The following is a 17,145-nucleotide window of genomic DNA, read 5'->3' as shown; positions in this document are numbered from 1 at the left end:
GTGAGTGAATCAACGGTCTACCTCTTAACTGATAACTGTTAACTGATAACTGTTAACTGTTAATGGTCAACCCTAAACCCAATATCCCGACGACAGTAGAGTCCTTCAAAGTGAATACAGTCAACGGCTTTGTAGGTTTGGGTAATCGCTTCTTTGAAGGTAGGCCCAATGGCTGTCACCCCTAAGACTCGTCCGCCATCCGTGAGAATTTGGCCGTCTTGGAGTTTTGTTCCCCCATGGAAGACAATGGCCCCCGATGCTTCTGCTTCTTCTATTCCGGTGATGATTTTGCCTTTTTCATAGGAACCTGGATAACCCCCGGAGGCTAACACCACACAAACAGAAACCCCTGATTTCCAGGTGAGAGGAACTTGTTCTAGGCGTTGTTCACAACAGGCGAGTAACACTTCATCTAAGGGGGTGTCTAATAAAGCGAGAACCGCTTGGGTTTCCGGGTCGCCAAACCGACAGTTAAATTCTAAAACCTGAATTTCGCCTTCTGGAGAAATCATCAACCCGGCATATACCACCCCTCGATAATCTATTCCCCGTTGACGCAGGGTGGCTAAAGTAGGTTCTAAAACCTCTTGTTGGACACGGGGCATCAGTTCAGCCGGAACAATGGGAGTTGGGGCGTAAGCACCCATTCCTCCGGTATTGGGGCCAGTATCCCCTTCTCCGGCTTGTTTATGGTCTTGGGCGGGAACTAAGGGGCGAATGGTTAGACCGTCGGTGAGGGCAAGTACGGAGGCTTCTTGTCCAGTTAAAAAGTCCTCTACCACAACTCGCCGGTTATCCTGGCCAAATTCCCCAGCAAAAATACTATCGATGGCTGCATGGGCCATTTCAACGGTTGTGGCAACTGTTACCCCTTTTCCAGCAGCTAACCCATCCGCTTTAACCACAATAGGGGCAGTTTGCACATAAGCTTTAGCTGTTTGAGCATCGGTAAAGACAGCCGCCTTAGCTGTGGGAATTCCGGCTTCTTCCATGAAGGCTTTTGACCAAGCTTTACTGGCTTCGAGTTGCGCCCCGGCTTGGTTAGGGCCGAATACTTTAATATTGTGTTGTTGTAAATAGTCGGTAATTCCTAGGGCGAGGGGTAATTCTGGCCCGACGACAACTAAGGATATTCCCTGAGTTTCCACTAAGGTTTTGATACCTTCAAAGTCTTCAACAGAAATCGGATAATTTTGACAGCCTTTGAGGGTGGCTGTTCCCCCATTTCCAGGGGTACAAAACACTTGTTCAACGTTGGGTGACTGGAGTAATGTCCAAGCGATGGCGTGTTCCCGTCCCCCATTTCCAACGACTAGAATTTTCACGGTTTTTTGTTCTCGTATTGATGAGCAGTTTTTGATTGTACAATTGGGGCGGTTGTTTTTACATCCGGTTGAGGATTGCTATATTTTAACCGAAAAATATAACCTGAAAAAACATCTATATAACTGTCTAGGGGCGAGGCGCGCCTCGCCCCTACGATGAATTCAATTTCAAAGTATTTCTACAACTGATTGAAATTTGCCATCTATAATTTAGTAGAATTTTAAAACAGCTTTGCTTTTGAGGTTAAGCCCAATGACTGATAATTTTTATCCTTTAACCTGTGATGAAGATCTTTTATTGATTAATAAAGATACTTTTACTGTTGCTCGGTTTAAAGAATTTGCGATAGATAATTTAAGTCGATATTATAACCGTTCTCATAATAATCGTTCTATATTATTTACGATTTTTGATCTTCTTAATAATTATTACTATGAAATTGATAACAAATTAAAACTACCATTAACACAAAGCTCTTGGAGTAATATTAGTGTACCTGTTGAATGTAAATTATTAAGTTTAACTTCTGGTAAAGGCTGGATTAGTGGTAAATTAATTATAAAAAGCACGGTTAATCTTTTTCCTGAAGACTATAAAAACTTTACTTATGATTCAGATTCTTCGCCTTATCCAAAATCGGAAATTGAGATAGAATTACAATTTTGTCCCGACGAACCCGAACCATTAGAAACCTCTGATGCTTCCTTAGATGAATTGAGACAAAAACTACAAATTTATCAATAATAATAGAATTTGAGGATATTTCATAGGGTACTTTTTCTCGTTTCTCTCGTTCCCTGATTCCACCCATCGATTACAACTTAAGGCAGAAAAGCTGTTGTCAAGTGGGATAGGGAGACAGATCTAAAAGGGGTTTTTGCCGAGATTTAGGGATAACTTTAACAATCCCTAAATCTTGATTTTCCGGTGCAGTAAAGTAAGCAATAGGGTCAGATGCTTTTTGCGCTCGATTGAGCTAAGTTAAAGTGATAAAAACCCCGGAATAACATTTCGATAGAAGCGGTATCATCAGTCAGGCAGATCAGGCTTGTTGACGGCATGGTAGAGCATGATGCCATCGCGCATCAGTGAGACCTCGAATCCGTAGGCTGGTGTCTGCCGCTCGGCACTCGTTTGCGCGGTGCAGCGAACCTCAAAGATGTCGCCTGTAAGGACTTGAAATGGCGACAATGCCACATGAACGGGTGCCCAGCTCGTGTTGTCGAAAGCATCGATGACTTGGCCTGGCCCAACTTCGAGGTGAATCCATAACAGCAAGCCATCAAACACACCGTCACGGGTGGCGATGAAGCTTAGTGGGCACTCCCTCGAACGCGGTGGCTCACCGCTCTGGAAGTCGAGTGCCTCGAAGATCTGCTCCGGTGCTAGAAGACTGGCGCGGGGGATATTGTGGATCTTGTAGCGTGTCAGATCGATCACCTGCCCGAAGGTGTCGGTCATTGACGGCGCGAATGAACGGATCAGTGCCTCCGTTGCATCGTCGGGGTAGAGATGGGACGGTCGCTCCACTGGACTCACCCAGGTCTTGCAGCCTCGGGGGATCATCACCGCATCGTCTGTGAGCAGGCGTCGGGTAGCGTCGTGCAGGAAACGTGTCGCACCCTCGGCGTCGCCGATGGAGCCGATAATCTCGGACACACACACCTCCCCTAGCTCCGGCAGATCGATCTCCGTGGACAGTCCGTGGATGAGTGTCAGTTGCTCCCCGAGGCAGAGGGTCTCGGCAAGGGCGCAACCGCGCTCGTAGGCGTCGCGGTTGGCCTCGATGGCGTAAATCTTCCGTGCACCCCCAGCCGCGCAGAGTTGGGTCAGAAAGAGCCGCGAGCCCGGACCGATCTCCACCACCACCCGGTCTCGGACGGTCGCGTCAATCACCCGACGATACACCTCGTTGCGGACGCTGTCGCGCACAAGCATCTGGTAGACGGTCTCATCCCAAGACGCATGGTGGTCGGCGAGATAGGGGAAAGGCAGGCGCAGGACTTGCTTGGCGCGGATCATTGCCCAGATCTGATCGGCGAGTTCAATCTCACGTGTCACCTATGACACCTCCCTGGACTGGGACTCCAGCATGTTCATGACGGCTCCTTGCCTCTGAAGGTCGTTGTGCAATCCGCAGCCGGAGGCCACTCTTGGGTCGCGATACTGTGCCCATGTAGAGTGGTACCGACCGCTCCGAAACCGGCGTAATGTCAAAGCCTTGAAGTGCCTGGGCAAGGATGAGTTGACCTTGTATCAGCGAATAGCGCATCGCCACACAGGTGCGGCGGCCGCCACCAAACGGCATCCAGGCGAAGCGATGGCGCGTGTCCGTCTCTGCGAAGCGCTCCGGCTCGAAGCACTCGGGTCGCTCCCAGTGCTCCGGGTGATGATGAATGGCATGGGTGATTATCGAGACGATCGTGCCTGCGGGGATCGGAACCCCGTCGATCTCATCATCGGCGGTGGCCATGCGCTGGATTTGATACACGGGTGAGCAGAGCCGTAGCGTCTCCTGGATGACCATGCGGCAATAGCGCAGGCACTCAAGGTCTTCGTAGGTAGGCACGCGCTCCCCCAGAATCTGATCCACCTCCGATCGGGTACGCGCCAGAGCAGCCGGATTGTGAACCAGTAGATCCAGCATGCACCGACTCGTGACCGCCATGATCTCGTAGCTGCCGAGCAGCAGAGACACAACCTCGTCGCGCAGAAATTCATCAGTCATGTACTCGACTGCATCATCATCGACCTGGGAGAGCAGAATGCCTAGTAGATTCGTGTCCGAACCCCCGCCCTCGATATGCCGATCCATGAGCTGGGTGGTGATATCGAGCACCGCCTTGATGGCCTTCTGCTGCCGTTCCTGGCCGAACAATGGTAGCCATTGCGGGAAGCCCGATCCGATTATGCTGAGCCAGATGTGATCCATGACCACTTCGCTGTTGGCTGCAAGTTTGTCCGCCTCTTCGTTACTGATGCGCACGCCGAACATGCTTCTTACACTGGCATCAATGGCGATCCGGCTCAGGGTCGGGCCAACGTCGATGGCCCCCCCGATGCACTCAGCTGAGTCCCATTCGCGGAGGTGCTCGGTGATCACCTCAATGAGCAGCTCGCTGAGGGAGCGGATGTTGGAATTGCTAAAGTGTGGCTGAACCGTCGCCCGCTGGCGACACCAGATCTCGCTCTCGCTGTCCGCAGTGGACAGACCCTCGTTGGTTAGTTCGCGGATTGCTGCCCGAAAGCCCTGGTTGCCGCCCTTGCTGCGGTAGTTGTCAGCATTGTCCACCAGCACATACTGAGCGTGCCTCGGCTGGCATAGGGCGATGGCTTCCGTTGCACCAAGCTTGATCCGAAACAGATCGCCGTATTTCGCCCGAGCATCGAGCCAGAAGCTGGGCTGCGCCTTGGCGAGATCTGGGATCACGCCGACATATGGCCAGCCACCGATCTTGGGTAACTTTATGTCCATGGTTCGCCCCTTAGCTTAGATAGTCTTCGGCACCGCCGACACGGACGGTGTCAAGCGTGAAGCAATGGAATCCACCGGAGAATAGCCGTCGGTGCCGATGGCGAACCGGAATAGTGGTGAATCCGTGCTGCTCCAGGGTGCGTATCAATTCCGGGAACAGGGAATTGACCACAACAGTATTCTCGTTGACGGAGAGCACGTTCAGGTCGATGTAGGGGCTGGTGAGTATCAACTCGTCATCGTCATAGTGCGGAAAGATATTCTCCGTCGGTTCCGGCGGGTAAATAACATCCCACTTCTGTAGCGACTCCGGTAGCTGCTCGCGCACAGCGGGGTTGCGTAGCAGCAGCAGACCTGGGCGTAGCGGTAGAATGGTACTGTCAATGTGGTTATCGTTGAGACGATAGACTCGGTGGAAGCGGAAGCGACCTTCAAAGTGACGCTCGAGCCATTTCAGACCAAGCTCGTGATTCTCGGTGGAGACATTGACTAGGATGTCTTTACCAAAACGCAGGCATTGGGCACTGTCGAACATCATCTCGAAGCCGATATCGAACTCGGATGGCTCCTGTGAATAGACAGCCTGGATAGCCGGTACATTCTGACCAGACACATAGGATGTGTCAAACGATCGATCCGTCATCATCGGTCGCGGCATCGAAGACCAGCGCGAGCCGCCTCGGAAGTAACGATAAAAGATAGGTTTGAGCAGATCGTTCTCGAAATAGCGCGCCCGCACCTGTGGGGCTGTCTCGATGATCTCGTCCCCAACAATCATGGCTTGATCACGGACGTTGAGTGCTGGCATCGTCGTCGCTTCCCAGTAAGGGGTACGAAACGGCGTCACCTCTGTCAGCGGCGTTGGACGGTACACGGTCACCCCAGCCATCTTCAGCGCCGTGACCAGCCCTTCCACGTCTTCATTGAGCTCTTCGAGGTATTGCTTGCTGAACTTGCGCACTGGCGTGCGCTTATTGGCATCCTCCGTTGTCGCCTTGTTGTGTTCGTAGTAGGGATACCAAAACGCCGAATAGGCCTGATCATGAAAAAAGAGCTTGAATGATAGTTCAAGCTCCTGGGCGTCGTAATGAACGGGGGAGCCCACAATCACCTCTTTTAGGGGAGACCACTCATCATAGCTGTTGACTTTCATCAGTCTGTTTGGGCTTTTTGTGTCGAGGAATGAGCCTTGTAATGATGGGTCGGAAAGGTCATCGAGACCCCGACCGTCAGTGATAGCTGGATCAGAAGCCATAGGAACGATATTTTTCATTTGCACTGAGACTGTAGATGAGCTTGCTGCCTAGCAACGACAGAAACTTGAAGGCAAGGGTCGGTGCGGGCATGGTGGGCATGGCTCGCAGTGCCGAACGCGCCACATCGGGACGGGCACCGGGTCCGGTGAGGCGGTACTGAGCCGAACTGATGGGTCCGAACATCACCTTACTCCAGGTGCGGAGGTCCCTCACAAAGAGTTGACGCAGAGGCGGCTTGCAGCCGATAACCTCGGCGACGCTCTCAAGGAAGCGTAGATAGTCCGTGAGAGTCGCGAGTCGCTCGGCATCTGCCACAAAATGTTCACGATCTAGACGCCCATGGGTTTCGATGTCCCGAGTCATGTCGGTGCTGCTTGGCAACTGCTTGATACCGCTAACGAGCAGCGCGAAGTAGCGTGCCTGCATCTCGGCACAGGGGGGGATGCTACCAATACCAGGTCGCACAAAGCCGATCCACGCAAGCTCGGTACCAATGGCCGGATCGATCATGCGCTTATAGAGTCCGCGAACGCGCGTACCCATATCGACGAGATCAGGATGGTGTTCAGCGAAGAATGGAAATTGGGTCTGATAGCCTGTACACAAGACAATGGCGTCGCAATCGAAGTGGGTGCCGTCAACAAACTGCACGCGACCCGGCTCGATGCGCTCGATGTCTGGCTTGTATTCAGTGCCGTGGTGGATCAGAGCCTCAACGAAAGCACTATTCTTGGTGGAGAATCGACGAAACGCCGATAGGCCACGGGCGGCGTTGATTTCCGCGGCTCGGTGAAGCACCTTGGGATCGTCGTCCGGCCCCATGTAGGCGTCGATCAAACGCAGATTGAGCTTGAACAGCGACGATTCCATCACTGGCAGTGGAATTGCGTGGTAACACCGGCTTGAATCCACATCCGTGGGTTGACCGTTGTAATAGCGTGGAATGACGTAGCCGGGCCCTCGGCGCGTTGAAACTGCCGTCGCTTGGGCAACCTGGGCGATTTGAAGCGCGATGTCGGAACCGCTTTCACCGAGTCCGACGATCAGCACACGGCGGTGGGCGAAGCACTCTGGCCGCCAGTAGTGAGACGAATGCAGCACATCACCGCCGAAGTCATCGAGTCCGGGCCATGTCGGACTGTTGCCACGTTGGTGGCTGCCGGCACAGACAGCAACATGATCCACCTCGAATTCTTGCTCCTGAGCAGGTGGGTGATGGCTTGACGAGGCCGCTTCGATATAGGCTGGCGGCACTTGGCGGCGGGGTGTCGCAGTGCCCTCTTGCACGCTCTGTACGCGAACCCGCCAAGTGCCCGTACCCGCGTCGCGGCGGACTGAGGTCACGTGTGTGGAGCAATAAATGTGCGGGAAAAGCTCGAAGCGCGCAGCGTAACTGTACAGGTATTCAAGGTATTCGGCGCAAGTCCAAACATGGGCCTCGCCCTCCTGACTCGGGTGATCGCCAAAGCTGGTGAGCAGATTGCTGCTGACGAGCCGCAGGTCGTCGTAATGGTTTGCGAAGACACCGCCGATCATCGACTGTTGCTCGAAGACGAGCACATCATGCCCCTGCTCAAGCAACTCTTTAGCCGTGACTAATCCTGATGGCCCCGCACCAATGACCGCGATCCGCCGACGCTTGATGTCCATCTTACGCATGTTCTATCGATCTCCCATTCCACCTTGCTCTTATAACCAACTATTTCTTTGCTATAAATAATATCAGTAGACCGAAAATTTTTACGATCGCACCCTAAAAGTCAATAATTAAGAGTCAGCACCCCGCTCTAAAGAGACGGAGCTTCATGCCTCCTCTTTGGATAGTTGACCAGCTATAGTCTTAATTGACTACGTTATCGGCAAGTGTTCAAGAACCCACCAATAGATGCGTAGCTAGTCTGTTGCTCTGGAACTTAAAAGTTAAACAGTTTTACGAGGGGTAAAACAGTGATGACTGAGATAGTTACCGACCGATAACATTGGCGAAGCTAACTTTACCCTAGAAATAGGAGTGGGAGAAATCCCAAAAAAACCGGGAATCGGCAAATACAAAAATTTTTGTCGGTTCCCAATCCAATATTCACGGGGAATAAATTCCCCTGAGTCGTGTTTCCTCTCAGGTCTGAAGACGCTGAGTTTCCACACTCCCATCCTACTTTTATGATTCAATCCATTGTGGACTTACACCGTTATCCCATCCTGGACACGCAGGCCGGGGGCGGTCGCTCAGTGGTAGAGGCCTGTCATCGCCAGTTTCGTGAGACTGGCCTGTGTATGTTGCCCGGTTTCTTGCAGCCCGAAGCCCTCTCAACTATGGTCGGCGAAGCACAGCGACTCTCCGGCGAGGCCCACATCACCGAGCAATACAGAGGCTCAGACACCTCGACGGATCCGCGGGCGACCCATGCCAAATTCGGTGCTGTCGCCTATGACCGGCTGGCGGACGACTCGCTGCTCCGGGCACTCTATGAATGGGACGGCCTCACGAGCCTAGTAGAGGCGATCGTGAACCAGCCCCTCAATCGCACCTCTGATCCGCTGGTGTCTTGCACCTTGTCCTATTTCTCTCAGGGGGACGAACTGGGCTGGCACTACGACTCCAACGAGGCGACTGTATCGCTGCTGCTGCAAGCAGCGGACGAAGGAGGTGCTTTTGAATTCGTGCCGAGAACCCGCGGTCACGGAGTCGATGCCAAGGAGCGGGAACAAGCCGTGTTGGATGGGCAGGCTGAACATCTGATTAGCCCTGATCTCACAGCTGGCACTCTCTCAATCTTCAACGGTAACCAGGCCCTACATCGCGTGTCGCCCAATACCGGCAAACGCCAACGAATTGTAGCCCTGCTCAATTATGCAGCCGAAGCTGATTATGTCTTTAACGAGCAGGTTCATATGCGATTTTTCGGCCGAACAAGCCCAAGCATGAGGTTGTTTAACAGTGTAAGCTTTGTTAATAAATGCTAACGTATGCTATGGTTTAAGGTATGGCATACATACCACTCAGAAAAGCGGTCGAATTTCTGGGTCTGCATCCAAATACGTTGAGAAAATACGCTGATGAAGGGAAGATCAAAAGTATCAAAAACCCAGCAGGGCAAAGACTGTACGATGTCGAATCCTACATACGGAATACAGTTGGAGCTACCACTGTTTGCTACTGTCGAGTCAGTTCAACAAAACAACGAGACGACCTTGACAGACAAATTGCTTATATGCAATCAATCTATCCAGATGCAGAAATTGTCCGAGACATCGGTTCAGGACTTAACTTCAACAGAAAAGGATTGCAAACCCTACTGGTCAGACTTATGCGAGGCGATAAGCTCACGATTGTTGTTGCCTGTCGAGACAGATTATGTCGATTCGGATTTGAAATATTCGAGTTTATGGCACAACAAAACGGTGGAAGCATCGTGGTTCTCGAAAATTCTGTACACTGTCCAGAAGCCGAACTTACAGCCGATCTTCTCTCCATCCTTCACGTCTTTTCTTGTCGGATGCACGGACTCAGAAGTTACAGCAAAAAAATCAAAGAAGATCCGAATCTACCTAAACCCTGAACAGAGAGGATTGCTCAAACAATGGTTCGGAGTTAGCAGATTTGTCTACAACGAAACCATTAAATATTTGCAGCAACCTGACACAAAAGCAAATTGGATGGCGATTAAAACAGGAATCTTAAACGGATTACCTGAATGGGCGAAACCCGTTCCCTATCAAATTAAATCAATTGCCATCAAAGATGCTTGTTTAGCAGTTAAATCTGCTAAAAAGGGGTTTAAGGTAGATGGTAAGATTTGCAGATGTAAATTTCGGAGTCGCAAAGATGTAAAGCAATCAATTTATATCCCTAAATCTGCAATTAAAGATTGTGGGATTTACCACAGTATATTAGGAGAGTGCAAGTTGAACGAATCACTCCCTAATGATTTTAGCGATGGTCGATTGACACTAATTTATGGTGAATATTACTTGACTATTGCTACAGAAGTGCAACAATTAAACTCCGAGAATCAAGGAAGAGTTGTTGCCTTAGATCCTGGTGTTCGCACATTCATGACATTCTTTTCTGAAACATCTTTTGGTTGGCTAGGCAAAGATTCTAACTTACATATTCAAAAAATATGTTTTAAGTTAGACAAAATAGTATCTCAAATATCAAAAGCCAAGTGCAAACAGAAAAGAAACCTCAAAAAAGCAGCTAGTAGACTTCGTTGTAAAATCAAGAATTTAGTTGAGGAATTGCATCATAAAACAGCTAAATTTCTAGTTGAAAACTTTGATGTAATTTTACTTCCCACATTTGAAACATCGCAGATGGTTTCTAAGTCAAGACGTAAGCTTAGAAACAAATCCGCATTATTATGCAGATAACCACTTTACAAAACAAAACCGTCGCTCCCCTTGGTTTGGCCAGCGTCCCGGACAAGGACATGGATCCGCGCTGTCCGGGCCGAGCCGCCGCCGCTGGCATCGATTATTTCTTCTTCTACAATCTGTCTTACACCTCGATGATCGACGGCTTAAAACCCCTGCTGGCTGAACGGCGGGACACCATCGCCGTAGCCACTGGCAGCCTCAGTCGTGGCCGGAGCGACCTGCGCAGCTACCTCGATCAAGTACGTATTACACTCGATACCGAGGTGATAGACGTGTTCTATGCCGAGTGGATCCGACCGGACGATGACATGGATCAAGTCCTCGGCGAGGTCTTGGACGAACTGCACAGATGGAAAGAGCAAGGCATCATCCGTTACGTCGGTGCCTCTGTGCACAACCGCCCCCTCGCCCTCGCGCTATTGGCAAGCGACAAGGTCGAGGTATTGATGCACCGTTACAATATGGCTCACCGGGGAGCGGAAGAAGCTGTCTTGCCTACCGCCCTCCAACTGGACGTGCCAGTGGTCGCTTATACCTGCACCCGATGGGGTTCCTTGCTCCAGGGTCACGATGCTTGGACTGGAGACATCCCCGCCGCGTCGGACTGTTACCGCTATTCTCTCGACCACCCAGCCATCCACCTGGCCCTGACCGCGCCGGCGACGCTGGAAGAACTCGAGCAAAACCTAGACATCCTTCACAACCAGAGCTTAGACCCCACTACCAAACGTCGCTGGGAGGAGTACGGGACTCTGATCTACGGCGACGGTCGCGATGCCTTCGAGACAAAGTGGCTCTAGGGCGTGTCATCAAATAGGTGCGACCTAGTTTAGAATCAGTAGACTCAGTGAATTAAGTCAATCGATAGGAGTGCGGATTAAGACGCGCCGATATGCCTTGCGCGACGACCAGTGGGAGAATCAAAGACTTATTGCCGGGGCGACAGGAAACTGTCGGGGTGACAGCTAAAAACAATCGATTATTTGTCGAAGCCTTATTGTACCGTTATCGAGCAGGCATCCCTTGGCGGGACTTACCCGAAGGATTTGGAGATTTTGGTTCTTCCGTACTTGCAGTTCGCAAACTTTCACTGTTTCTCGTAAGGCGGATAAATGGTTTGTTTCTTTCGTTTTGGATGCCGAAAAAGTTACTTCAATTTATCACCCAATCGAACGAGTTGGAGTTAATTTAGGTATTTTAGTGAGATTTGGAGCAGTTTTTTGGGGCAGTAGGATGAGTCAATCGACGATCAACTGGAAACAGGGCTTTCAGCTTCAAGGGTATCATATCGAGAAACAGAATATTCGTGTTCTACTTATTGGGGATAGTGTTATCGCTGGAACGAAATTCATTCAGTGTTTTCATCGACACATCCACATCAAAGAGGCTGGCGGTGAGAAGAAGTTCGAGATAGTCAAGCAAATTACTACCGAAGCAATGGGCTGGAAGTTCCTATTATTCCTCACAGATGAACTCTCTATCGATGTTGATTTCATATTTATATTTCTTCATGCTGCGGAAACAATAGCAAAACCATCTGAGTTTAGGCATGTGTATGCGTTATTCAGTTACCTTTATGCTTCTGCTAGTGATGGTAAAATGCCGCATGTAGTTATCTTCCGAACCCCAACAGGCAGTAGCTACGGTGAGTTTAAGCGTGAATTATGCCAGCTTGAAGCCAGGGTTCACCAAGAGCTAGGAGCTTCTCTTGTTGAAATTTATTCTCCTCAGACAGACCTGCGGGAAGATGAAACCCATTACACACAAGAAGGTATATTGAATCTGTCAAAGAGCATCTCAGAACTTTGTGATCAGCTGCAGAGAGTTCAGGTGTTTAATGAAGCGGGCGACTTGAAAGGTTTTCTCAGCAACTCGTTGAAGCTCAACGTACTAAGGAAAAAGACGGCAAGGTCTGGTTCTTCTGAGGACATTTGTCGCTTAATACTAGAGCCATCTTTCCGAGATGTAGAGTATTTGTTTCCTCATGAATCCATTCAGGTAACAGGGGTTGGGAAGGAGGTTCTTTGCTTGTGTTTCATTGGTCCTTATTCTGGGGTTATAGCTGTTCGCACAGTTTCGGATTCTCATGCAATCACGCTTTCAGACTCATGGTGCACCGTATCCCGTCCGTATGTTGTATCTCTCTGTTGTTCTGAGGAGAGTGTAGAGCATCTCTTGGAGATTACACTGACTGACAAAATACCCAAAGTGCAAAAGTACACATTGTCTGAACGCTTCGATCATGAGCCATTGATCGACCAAAGCAAGAAGTCATTCGAGTTCGAGATTTCTAACTACAGATATGCTGGACCTACGTTGTTCCCATTTGTGGCTTTTTGTATTATCGATTATTGAAGCTATTCGGCGGCGACATGTCCCTATTTTTTTAATGGAACAAGACCGCTCTTTTTTACCATATTGTGACTTGAAGAAGAAATCTGGCAGCATTGAGGCGGGAAAATCGAGGTGAAAACGATCCTTAGCCACAATAGATCATCTGATCTGGAGAGCAAACTTAAGCGTGGCTTTCTGCTCTTGCTGCAATCTCCTTAACCAATAACAGGTAAACCTGCCAAAGCCATCGCCACTTCTTCTGGACTATACTCAGTATCTACCAATTTTCCAGCTTGATAATCCATATAAGCCTGCATATCGAAATGCCCGTGACCGCAAAGATTAAACAAAATCACCTGACTTTCCCCAGACTCCCGACATTTTAAAGCCTCATCAAGAGCCACTTTCACAGCATGATTCGCTTCTGGAGCAGGTAGAATCCCCTCAGCACGAGCAAAAGTCAATCCCGCCGCGAAACAACCTAACTGATATTCCGCACACGGTTTCGCTAATCCCAAATTCACGATATGACTAACCAAGGGAGCCATCCCATGATAACGCAAGCCACCTGCATGAATGCCTTCCGGTACAAACGTGCTACCCAAAGTGTGCATTTTTACTAATGGCGTTAAGTGAGCCGTATCGCCAAAATCATAAGCGTATTTGCCACGAGTCAGAGTTGGGCAAGCCGCAGGTTCTACAGCAATAATCTCCACATCTCTTTCACCTCGTAGCTTTGCACCCAGAAATGGAAAAGCAATGCCAGCGAAATTACTCCCCCCACCCGTACAGCCGACTATAATATCTGGATAGTCACCTGCCATTTCCAGTTGTGCTAAAGCTTCCAAGCCAATTACGGTTTGGTGCAGTAAAACGTGGTTAAGAACGCTACCCAAAGCATACTTAGTCCCGTCATCTTGGGCGGCAATTTCCACCGCTTCACTAATCGCAATTCCCAAACTCCCCGTGCTATTTGGGTGTGATGCTAAAATTGATCGCCCAGCCTGCGTTTCTTCGCTGGGACTAGCTACAACTCTTGCTCCGTAAGTTTCCATCAACGCACGACGATAGGGCTTTTGCTGATAGCTGACTTTCACCATATAAACTAACACTTCCAGCCCAAACAATGCCCCCGCAAATGCCAGGGAAGAACCCCACTGTCCGGCTCCGGTTTCCGTTGTTAATCGTTGTACCCCTGCTTGTTTGTTATAGTAAGCTTGTGCAACAGCAGTATTCGGTTTATGACTTCCGGCCGGGCTAACACCTTCGTATTTATAGTAAATTTTGGCGGGAGTATCGAGGGCTTTTTCCAATCTGCGAGCGCGATACAGTGGAGTAGGGCGCCATTGACGATAAATAGATTGTACTTCGTCTGGTATTTCAATCCACCGTTCCTGAGTAACTTCCTGTTCAATTAAACTGGGCGGAAATAGGGGAGCCAAGTCATCGGGAGTAATGGGTTGACCTGTACCGGGATGAAGGACAGGGGGTAGAGGTGTGGATAAATCTGCCTGAATGTTATACCAAGCAGTAGGCATTTGATCTTCTGACAACAGGTATTTGATAGTGTCCATTCTAGTTTGGAAAGATTTTTGAGTTCAGCTTTTTATTGTCGCTGATCGTTTGCTCTGGAGAGCGACTAATGAGAAAATCGACATAACTCGTCAAATCAACCTCTGGCTGCACGTTGAATTCTTCACCCGAAAAAACACTAACTTGTCCCTTAAGCTGACGTTTGACTTCTAACAAAACGGGATTGATAATCGCTTCAGAACGGGCTTTTTCACTCCCCACTGCGATCGCATTCTGTCAAAGCAATACAATTAGGGTGCGTTATATTTCATTAACACACCCTACAAACTAACCCATCAGGCGATGCCTGCACTGGGCTGCGCCTACGCACTTCTTACCACTTTTTCGGTATTTTGTTCTGAATTAAGTAGGCTGGCATAAATAAACACCATTTTCTGTAATGCTTTCAAAGCAACCCTGTTGTTCAAGGCGATCGCTAGAGAATCAGGAGGTTTAGGTTGTTGGCAAACCGTTGAGACTTTCATCCGCAGATAAAGAACCGTTAATCTTTAATCCCACCAATAGGAAATAATCACGGCATCTGTTCGATGGGGAAAATCGGGGTTCCAGAGTGCTTTTTTCAGCCGCCATTCTAATTGGCGTAGAAATAGCGAATTTCTACGCCAGGTTCTTACATTTAGCTTTGGATCTCTAACAATTTAATCGCCTTCAATGCAGAATTAATGATGCAGCGTGTAGAATTTTTCCACACAGCGAACAAACATTTCTACACCCATTCCTAAGACGGTTTCATCAAAATCAAAACAAGGATGATGGTGAGGAAAATCCAACTTTTTATCGGGATTTGCTGATCCTAAAAAGAAATAACAACCCGGAACCGCTTGCAGAAAATAAGAGATATCTTCGGCTGCCATAGTTTGACATTCAGGCACAATTCCCTCCGGAGTTTCTACCACTGTTTCCGCTACGCTTTGTACCAATTCCGCGATCCGTTTATTATTAATAACAGGAGGATATAAAGGCGCGTAATTGAGTTGATAAGTAGCTCCATGACTCTGACAAATACCAGCAATAATTTGTTCAACACGTTTGCCAAAAAAGCCTTGATAAGCGGGATTAAAATATCGAACCGTTCCCAGCATTTTAGCACTATCAGCAATCACATTATCGGCTTTTCCAGCCTGAAGGGAACCAACTGAAACCACCGCCGCATCTAAGGGATTAACATTGCGAGAAACAATCGTTTGTAACCCTAAAACAATCTGAGAAGCAACTACAATGGAATCAATGGTTTGATGGGGAATAGCACCATGTCCCCCTTTTCCATAAATTGTACATTGAAATTTCTCAACGGCCGCCATTAACGCCCCACTGCGAACGCCAATAGTTCCCAAGGGTAAATTATTCCACAGGTGTAACCCAATTAAAGCATCCACATCCGGGTTCTTTAAAACCCCCGCTTCAATCATCGGTTTAGCACCTCCTGGCCCCTCTTCGGCGGGTTGAAAAATAATTTTAACGACGCCTTGAAAACAATGGCGATGATGAGCTAAATAATAGGCAGTTCCTAACGCAATTGCGGTGTGACCATCATGACCGCAGGCGTGCATAATTCCTGGGTGTTGAGACTGATAAGGAACATTATTTTCTTCTTGAATGGGTAAGGCATCTAAATCAGCACGAATGGCTAAAACTGGCCCTGGTTTTCCACTATCAATGGTGGCAACAATTCCGGTTTTGGCAATTCCAGTTTGATGATCAATTCCCCATTTTTTCAGGTGTTGAGAGACAAATTCTGCTGTTAAGGTTTCGGTAAATCCCAGTTCAGGATACTGATGTAAACGGCGTCGCCATTCTACTAACTGGGGTTGTAAATTACGAATATCCAGTCGGAGTTGGGATACATGAACTGAATTTAAGCTGGGAATTGTAGAAACCATTGGCGTGCAGAAGATCTAAAAGCTATATTAAGATGTGCTATTAATTATAACATTTGTCAACAAATGAGTTCTAATTCCTCTGCCTCAAAATCAGAGTCCCTTAAAGGTCGAGTCTGGGTTGTGGGGTATCAGATGGAAAATCTTTCCCCCACAAGGGGATTAAGAAAAAATCGTTTCTAAGTCTAAATTAGACGCAATTTGAGCCAATTTTTCCCGATCTGTAAGCGTATTCAGATAGGGCAAAATTCCTAAAATGGGAATTTGGGTTAAAGATTCTATCAGATCAATGGGAGTCCAATTTTGAATTTCTTCTGGAGAACAAGGGTCAACACAATTTAAAACCAATCCTTGCAATAATACCCCCATTTGTCGAGCTAAAGCTACATTAGCAACGGCTTGAGCGATCGCCCCTAACCGCACCGGAACCACTATAATAGTTGGTAAATGCCAATCTCGTGCTAAATCAGCCACCGTTAATTCAGGGGTAATCGGAGATCCTAATCCTCCTAACCCTTCTACTAATACAAAATCTCGGCTTTGTTGTAATTGACAAAACTGCGACCAAACTAACTTTAAATCGACTGTTTTACCTTCCAATTCTGCCGCAATGGGAGGAGCTAGAGGGGCTTCAAAGTGTAAAGGATTAATTTCATCAATCGATTGATTTAAAGCAAAATATTGGTGATAAAATTCTCGATCTCCAATCCCCGTTTGCATCGGTTTAAAAACCCCTAAACTCCGCGACAAATCATAAGTTTGCCAATAGGAAATTAACGCACTGGTTAATACCGTTTTACCCACATTCGTATCCGTTCCCGCCACCAATAAACTCTTTTTTACCATTTCCTTAATTAGAATTTTTGTTAATATTAAATATACCAAAACTCATCCCTCATCCCCC

16 protein-coding genes and 1 pseudogene are annotated in these 17,145 nt (G+C 48.5%); 7 read left to right on the top strand and 10 right to left on the bottom strand.

The annotated features are described in order from the left end of the window. Window positions 1–59: 59 nt before the first annotated feature. Window positions 60–1,325 (bottom strand): phosphoribosylamine--glycine ligase, encoded by a 1,266-nt coding sequence (gene purD / locus IQ236_RS02045; RefSeq protein ID WP_193867740.1) that lies wholly within the window; start codon window positions 1,323–1,325, stop codon window positions 60–62. A 253-nt stretch (window positions 1,326–1,578) separates the two neighbouring features. Between purD and IQ236_RS02040 the strand changes: the two genes are divergently transcribed. Next, entirely contained in the window at window positions 1,579–2,070 is a 492-nt protein-coding gene (locus IQ236_RS02040) for a KGK domain-containing protein (protein WP_193867739.1), read from the top strand. A gap of 285 nt (window positions 2,071–2,355) precedes the next feature. Here IQ236_RS02040 and IQ236_RS02035 read toward each other — a convergent pair whose 3' ends face one another. The 4 genes from IQ236_RS02035 to IQ236_RS02020 are packed head-to-tail and all read right to left on the bottom strand — an operon-like array spanning window position 2,356 to window position 7,716. Continuing rightward, window positions 2,356–3,387: an SAM-dependent methyltransferase gene (locus IQ236_RS02035; protein ID WP_193867738.1), complete on the bottom strand. Its 1,032-nt coding sequence runs from the start codon at window positions 3,385–3,387 to the stop codon at window positions 2,356–2,358. Further along, window positions 3,377–4,801 (bottom strand): cytochrome P450, encoded by a 1,425-nt coding sequence (locus IQ236_RS02030; protein WP_193867737.1) that lies wholly within the window; start codon window positions 4,799–4,801, stop codon window positions 3,377–3,379. Before IQ236_RS02030 ends, IQ236_RS02035 begins: the two co-directional genes overlap by 11 nt. Before the next feature lie 10 nt (window positions 4,802–4,811). Further along, the gene (locus IQ236_RS02025; RefSeq protein ID WP_228041377.1) at window positions 4,812–6,074 is read right to left on the bottom strand and encodes a glycine amidinotransferase; all 1,263 of its coding nucleotides are present in this window, start codon (window positions 6,072–6,074) and stop codon (window positions 4,812–4,814) included. Next, a complete protein-coding gene (locus IQ236_RS02020; RefSeq protein ID WP_193867736.1) occupies window positions 6,046–7,716 on the bottom strand; it encodes a flavin-containing monooxygenase in 1,671 nt (556 codons plus the stop codon). The genes IQ236_RS02025 and IQ236_RS02020 overlap by 29 nt, the downstream gene beginning before the upstream one ends. Window positions 7,717–8,217: 501 nt before the next feature. Between IQ236_RS02020 and IQ236_RS02015 the strand changes: the two genes are divergently transcribed. From IQ236_RS02015 to IQ236_RS01990, 6 genes and pseudogenes are all read left to right on the top strand, one after another. Next, window positions 8,218–9,021: a HalD/BesD family halogenase gene (locus IQ236_RS02015; RefSeq protein ID WP_193867735.1), complete on the top strand. Its 804-nt coding sequence runs from the start codon at window positions 8,218–8,220 to the stop codon at window positions 9,019–9,021. A gap of 20 nt (window positions 9,022–9,041) precedes the next feature. Next, complete coding sequence (locus tag IQ236_RS02010) at window positions 9,042–9,617, top strand: IS607 family transposase (RefSeq protein ID WP_193867734.1); 576 nt, start codon at window positions 9,042–9,044, stop codon at window positions 9,615–9,617. Window positions 9,618–9,684: 67 nt separating this feature from the next. Next, window positions 9,685–10,431: a transposase gene (locus tag IQ236_RS02005; RefSeq protein ID WP_193867865.1), complete on the top strand. Its 747-nt coding sequence runs from the start codon at window positions 9,685–9,687 to the stop codon at window positions 10,429–10,431. Further along, window positions 10,422–11,237 carry an aldo/keto reductase gene (locus IQ236_RS02000; RefSeq protein WP_193867733.1) on the top strand — a complete coding sequence of 272 codons (816 nt, stop codon included), beginning with the start codon at window positions 10,422–10,424 and terminating at the stop codon, window positions 11,235–11,237. The genes IQ236_RS02005 and IQ236_RS02000 overlap by 10 nt, the downstream gene beginning before the upstream one ends. A gap of 76 nt (window positions 11,238–11,313) precedes the next feature. Then, window positions 11,314–11,494, top strand: a pseudogene (locus IQ236_RS01995) (transposase); the annotation flags it as partial. Beyond that, the gene (locus IQ236_RS01990) at window positions 11,461–12,792 is read left to right on the top strand and encodes a hypothetical protein (RefSeq protein ID WP_228041392.1); all 1,332 of its coding nucleotides are present in this window, start codon (window positions 11,461–11,463) and stop codon (window positions 12,790–12,792) included. The pseudogene IQ236_RS01995 and the gene IQ236_RS01990, both read left to right, overlap by 34 nt. A gap of 194 nt (window positions 12,793–12,986) precedes the next feature. Here IQ236_RS01990 and IQ236_RS01985 read toward each other — a convergent pair whose 3' ends face one another. From IQ236_RS01985 to bioD, 5 genes are all read right to left on the bottom strand, one after another. After that, on the bottom strand, window positions 12,987–14,345 hold the full coding sequence (locus tag IQ236_RS01985) for a TrpB-like pyridoxal phosphate-dependent enzyme (protein WP_193867731.1): 1,359 nt from the start codon (window positions 14,343–14,345) through the stop codon (window positions 12,987–12,989). Window position 14,346: 1 nt separating this feature from the next. Beyond that, window positions 14,347–14,565 (bottom strand): hypothetical protein, encoded by a 219-nt coding sequence (locus IQ236_RS01980; RefSeq protein ID WP_322744066.1) that lies wholly within the window; start codon window positions 14,563–14,565, stop codon window positions 14,347–14,349. A gap of 101 nt (window positions 14,566–14,666) precedes the next feature. Then, window positions 14,667–14,828 carry a hypothetical protein gene (locus IQ236_RS01975; RefSeq protein WP_193867730.1) on the bottom strand — a complete coding sequence of 54 codons (162 nt, stop codon included), beginning with the start codon at window positions 14,826–14,828 and terminating at the stop codon, window positions 14,667–14,669. Between the two features lie 195 nt (window positions 14,829–15,023). Beyond that, window positions 15,024–16,244 (bottom strand): M20 metallopeptidase family protein, encoded by a 1,221-nt coding sequence (locus IQ236_RS01970; RefSeq protein WP_193867729.1) that lies wholly within the window; start codon window positions 16,242–16,244, stop codon window positions 15,024–15,026. Between the two features lie 159 nt (window positions 16,245–16,403). After that, window positions 16,404–17,087 carry a dethiobiotin synthase gene (bioD, locus tag IQ236_RS01965; protein WP_193867728.1) on the bottom strand — a complete coding sequence of 228 codons (684 nt, stop codon included), beginning with the start codon at window positions 17,085–17,087 and terminating at the stop codon, window positions 16,404–16,406. Window positions 17,088–17,145 lie beyond the last annotated feature (58 nt).

Source organism: Planktothrix mougeotii LEGE 06226 (genome assembly GCF_015207485.1).
Lineage (GTDB): Bacteria > Cyanobacteriota > Cyanobacteriia > Cyanobacteriales > Microcoleaceae > Planktothrix.
The sequence above is the reverse complement of the archived record's forward strand: the minus strand, read 5'-3'. Positions and strand labels throughout refer to the sequence as shown.

What these genes read in the sequence shown, in the direction of transcription:
- IQ236_RS01975 (WP_193867730.1), bottom strand. Translation starts at nt 14,828, where the DNA reads ATGAAAGTCTCAACGGTTTGCCAACAACCTAAACCTCCTGATTCTCTA.
- IQ236_RS02020 (WP_193867736.1), bottom strand. Translation starts at nt 7,716, where the DNA reads ATGCGTAAGATGGACATCAAGCGTCGGCGGATCGCGGTCATTGGTGCG.
- IQ236_RS02040 (WP_193867739.1), top strand. Translation starts at nt 1,579, where the DNA reads ATGACTGATAATTTTTATCCTTTAACCTGTGATGAAGATCTTTTATTG.
- bioD (WP_193867728.1), bottom strand. Translation starts at nt 17,087, where the DNA reads ATGGTAAAAAAGAGTTTATTGGTGGCGGGAACGGATACGAATGTGGGT.
- IQ236_RS02015 (WP_193867735.1), top strand. Translation starts at nt 8,218, where the DNA reads ATGATTCAATCCATTGTGGACTTACACCGTTATCCCATCCTGGACACG.
- IQ236_RS01985 (WP_193867731.1), bottom strand. Translation starts at nt 14,345, where the DNA reads ATGGACACTATCAAATACCTGTTGTCAGAAGATCAAATGCCTACTGCT.
- IQ236_RS01970 (WP_193867729.1), bottom strand. Translation starts at nt 16,244, where the DNA reads ATGGTTTCTACAATTCCCAGCTTAAATTCAGTTCATGTATCCCAACTC.
- IQ236_RS02030 (WP_193867737.1), bottom strand. Translation starts at nt 4,801, where the DNA reads ATGGACATAAAGTTACCCAAGATCGGTGGCTGGCCATATGTCGGCGTG.
- IQ236_RS02000 (WP_193867733.1), top strand. Translation starts at nt 10,422, where the DNA reads ATGCAGATAACCACTTTACAAAACAAAACCGTCGCTCCCCTTGGTTTG.
- IQ236_RS02025 (WP_228041377.1), bottom strand. Translation starts at nt 6,074, where the DNA reads ATGAAAAATATCGTTCCTATGGCTTCTGATCCAGCTATCACTGACGGT.
- IQ236_RS02010 (WP_193867734.1), top strand. Translation starts at nt 9,042, where the DNA reads ATGGCATACATACCACTCAGAAAAGCGGTCGAATTTCTGGGTCTGCAT.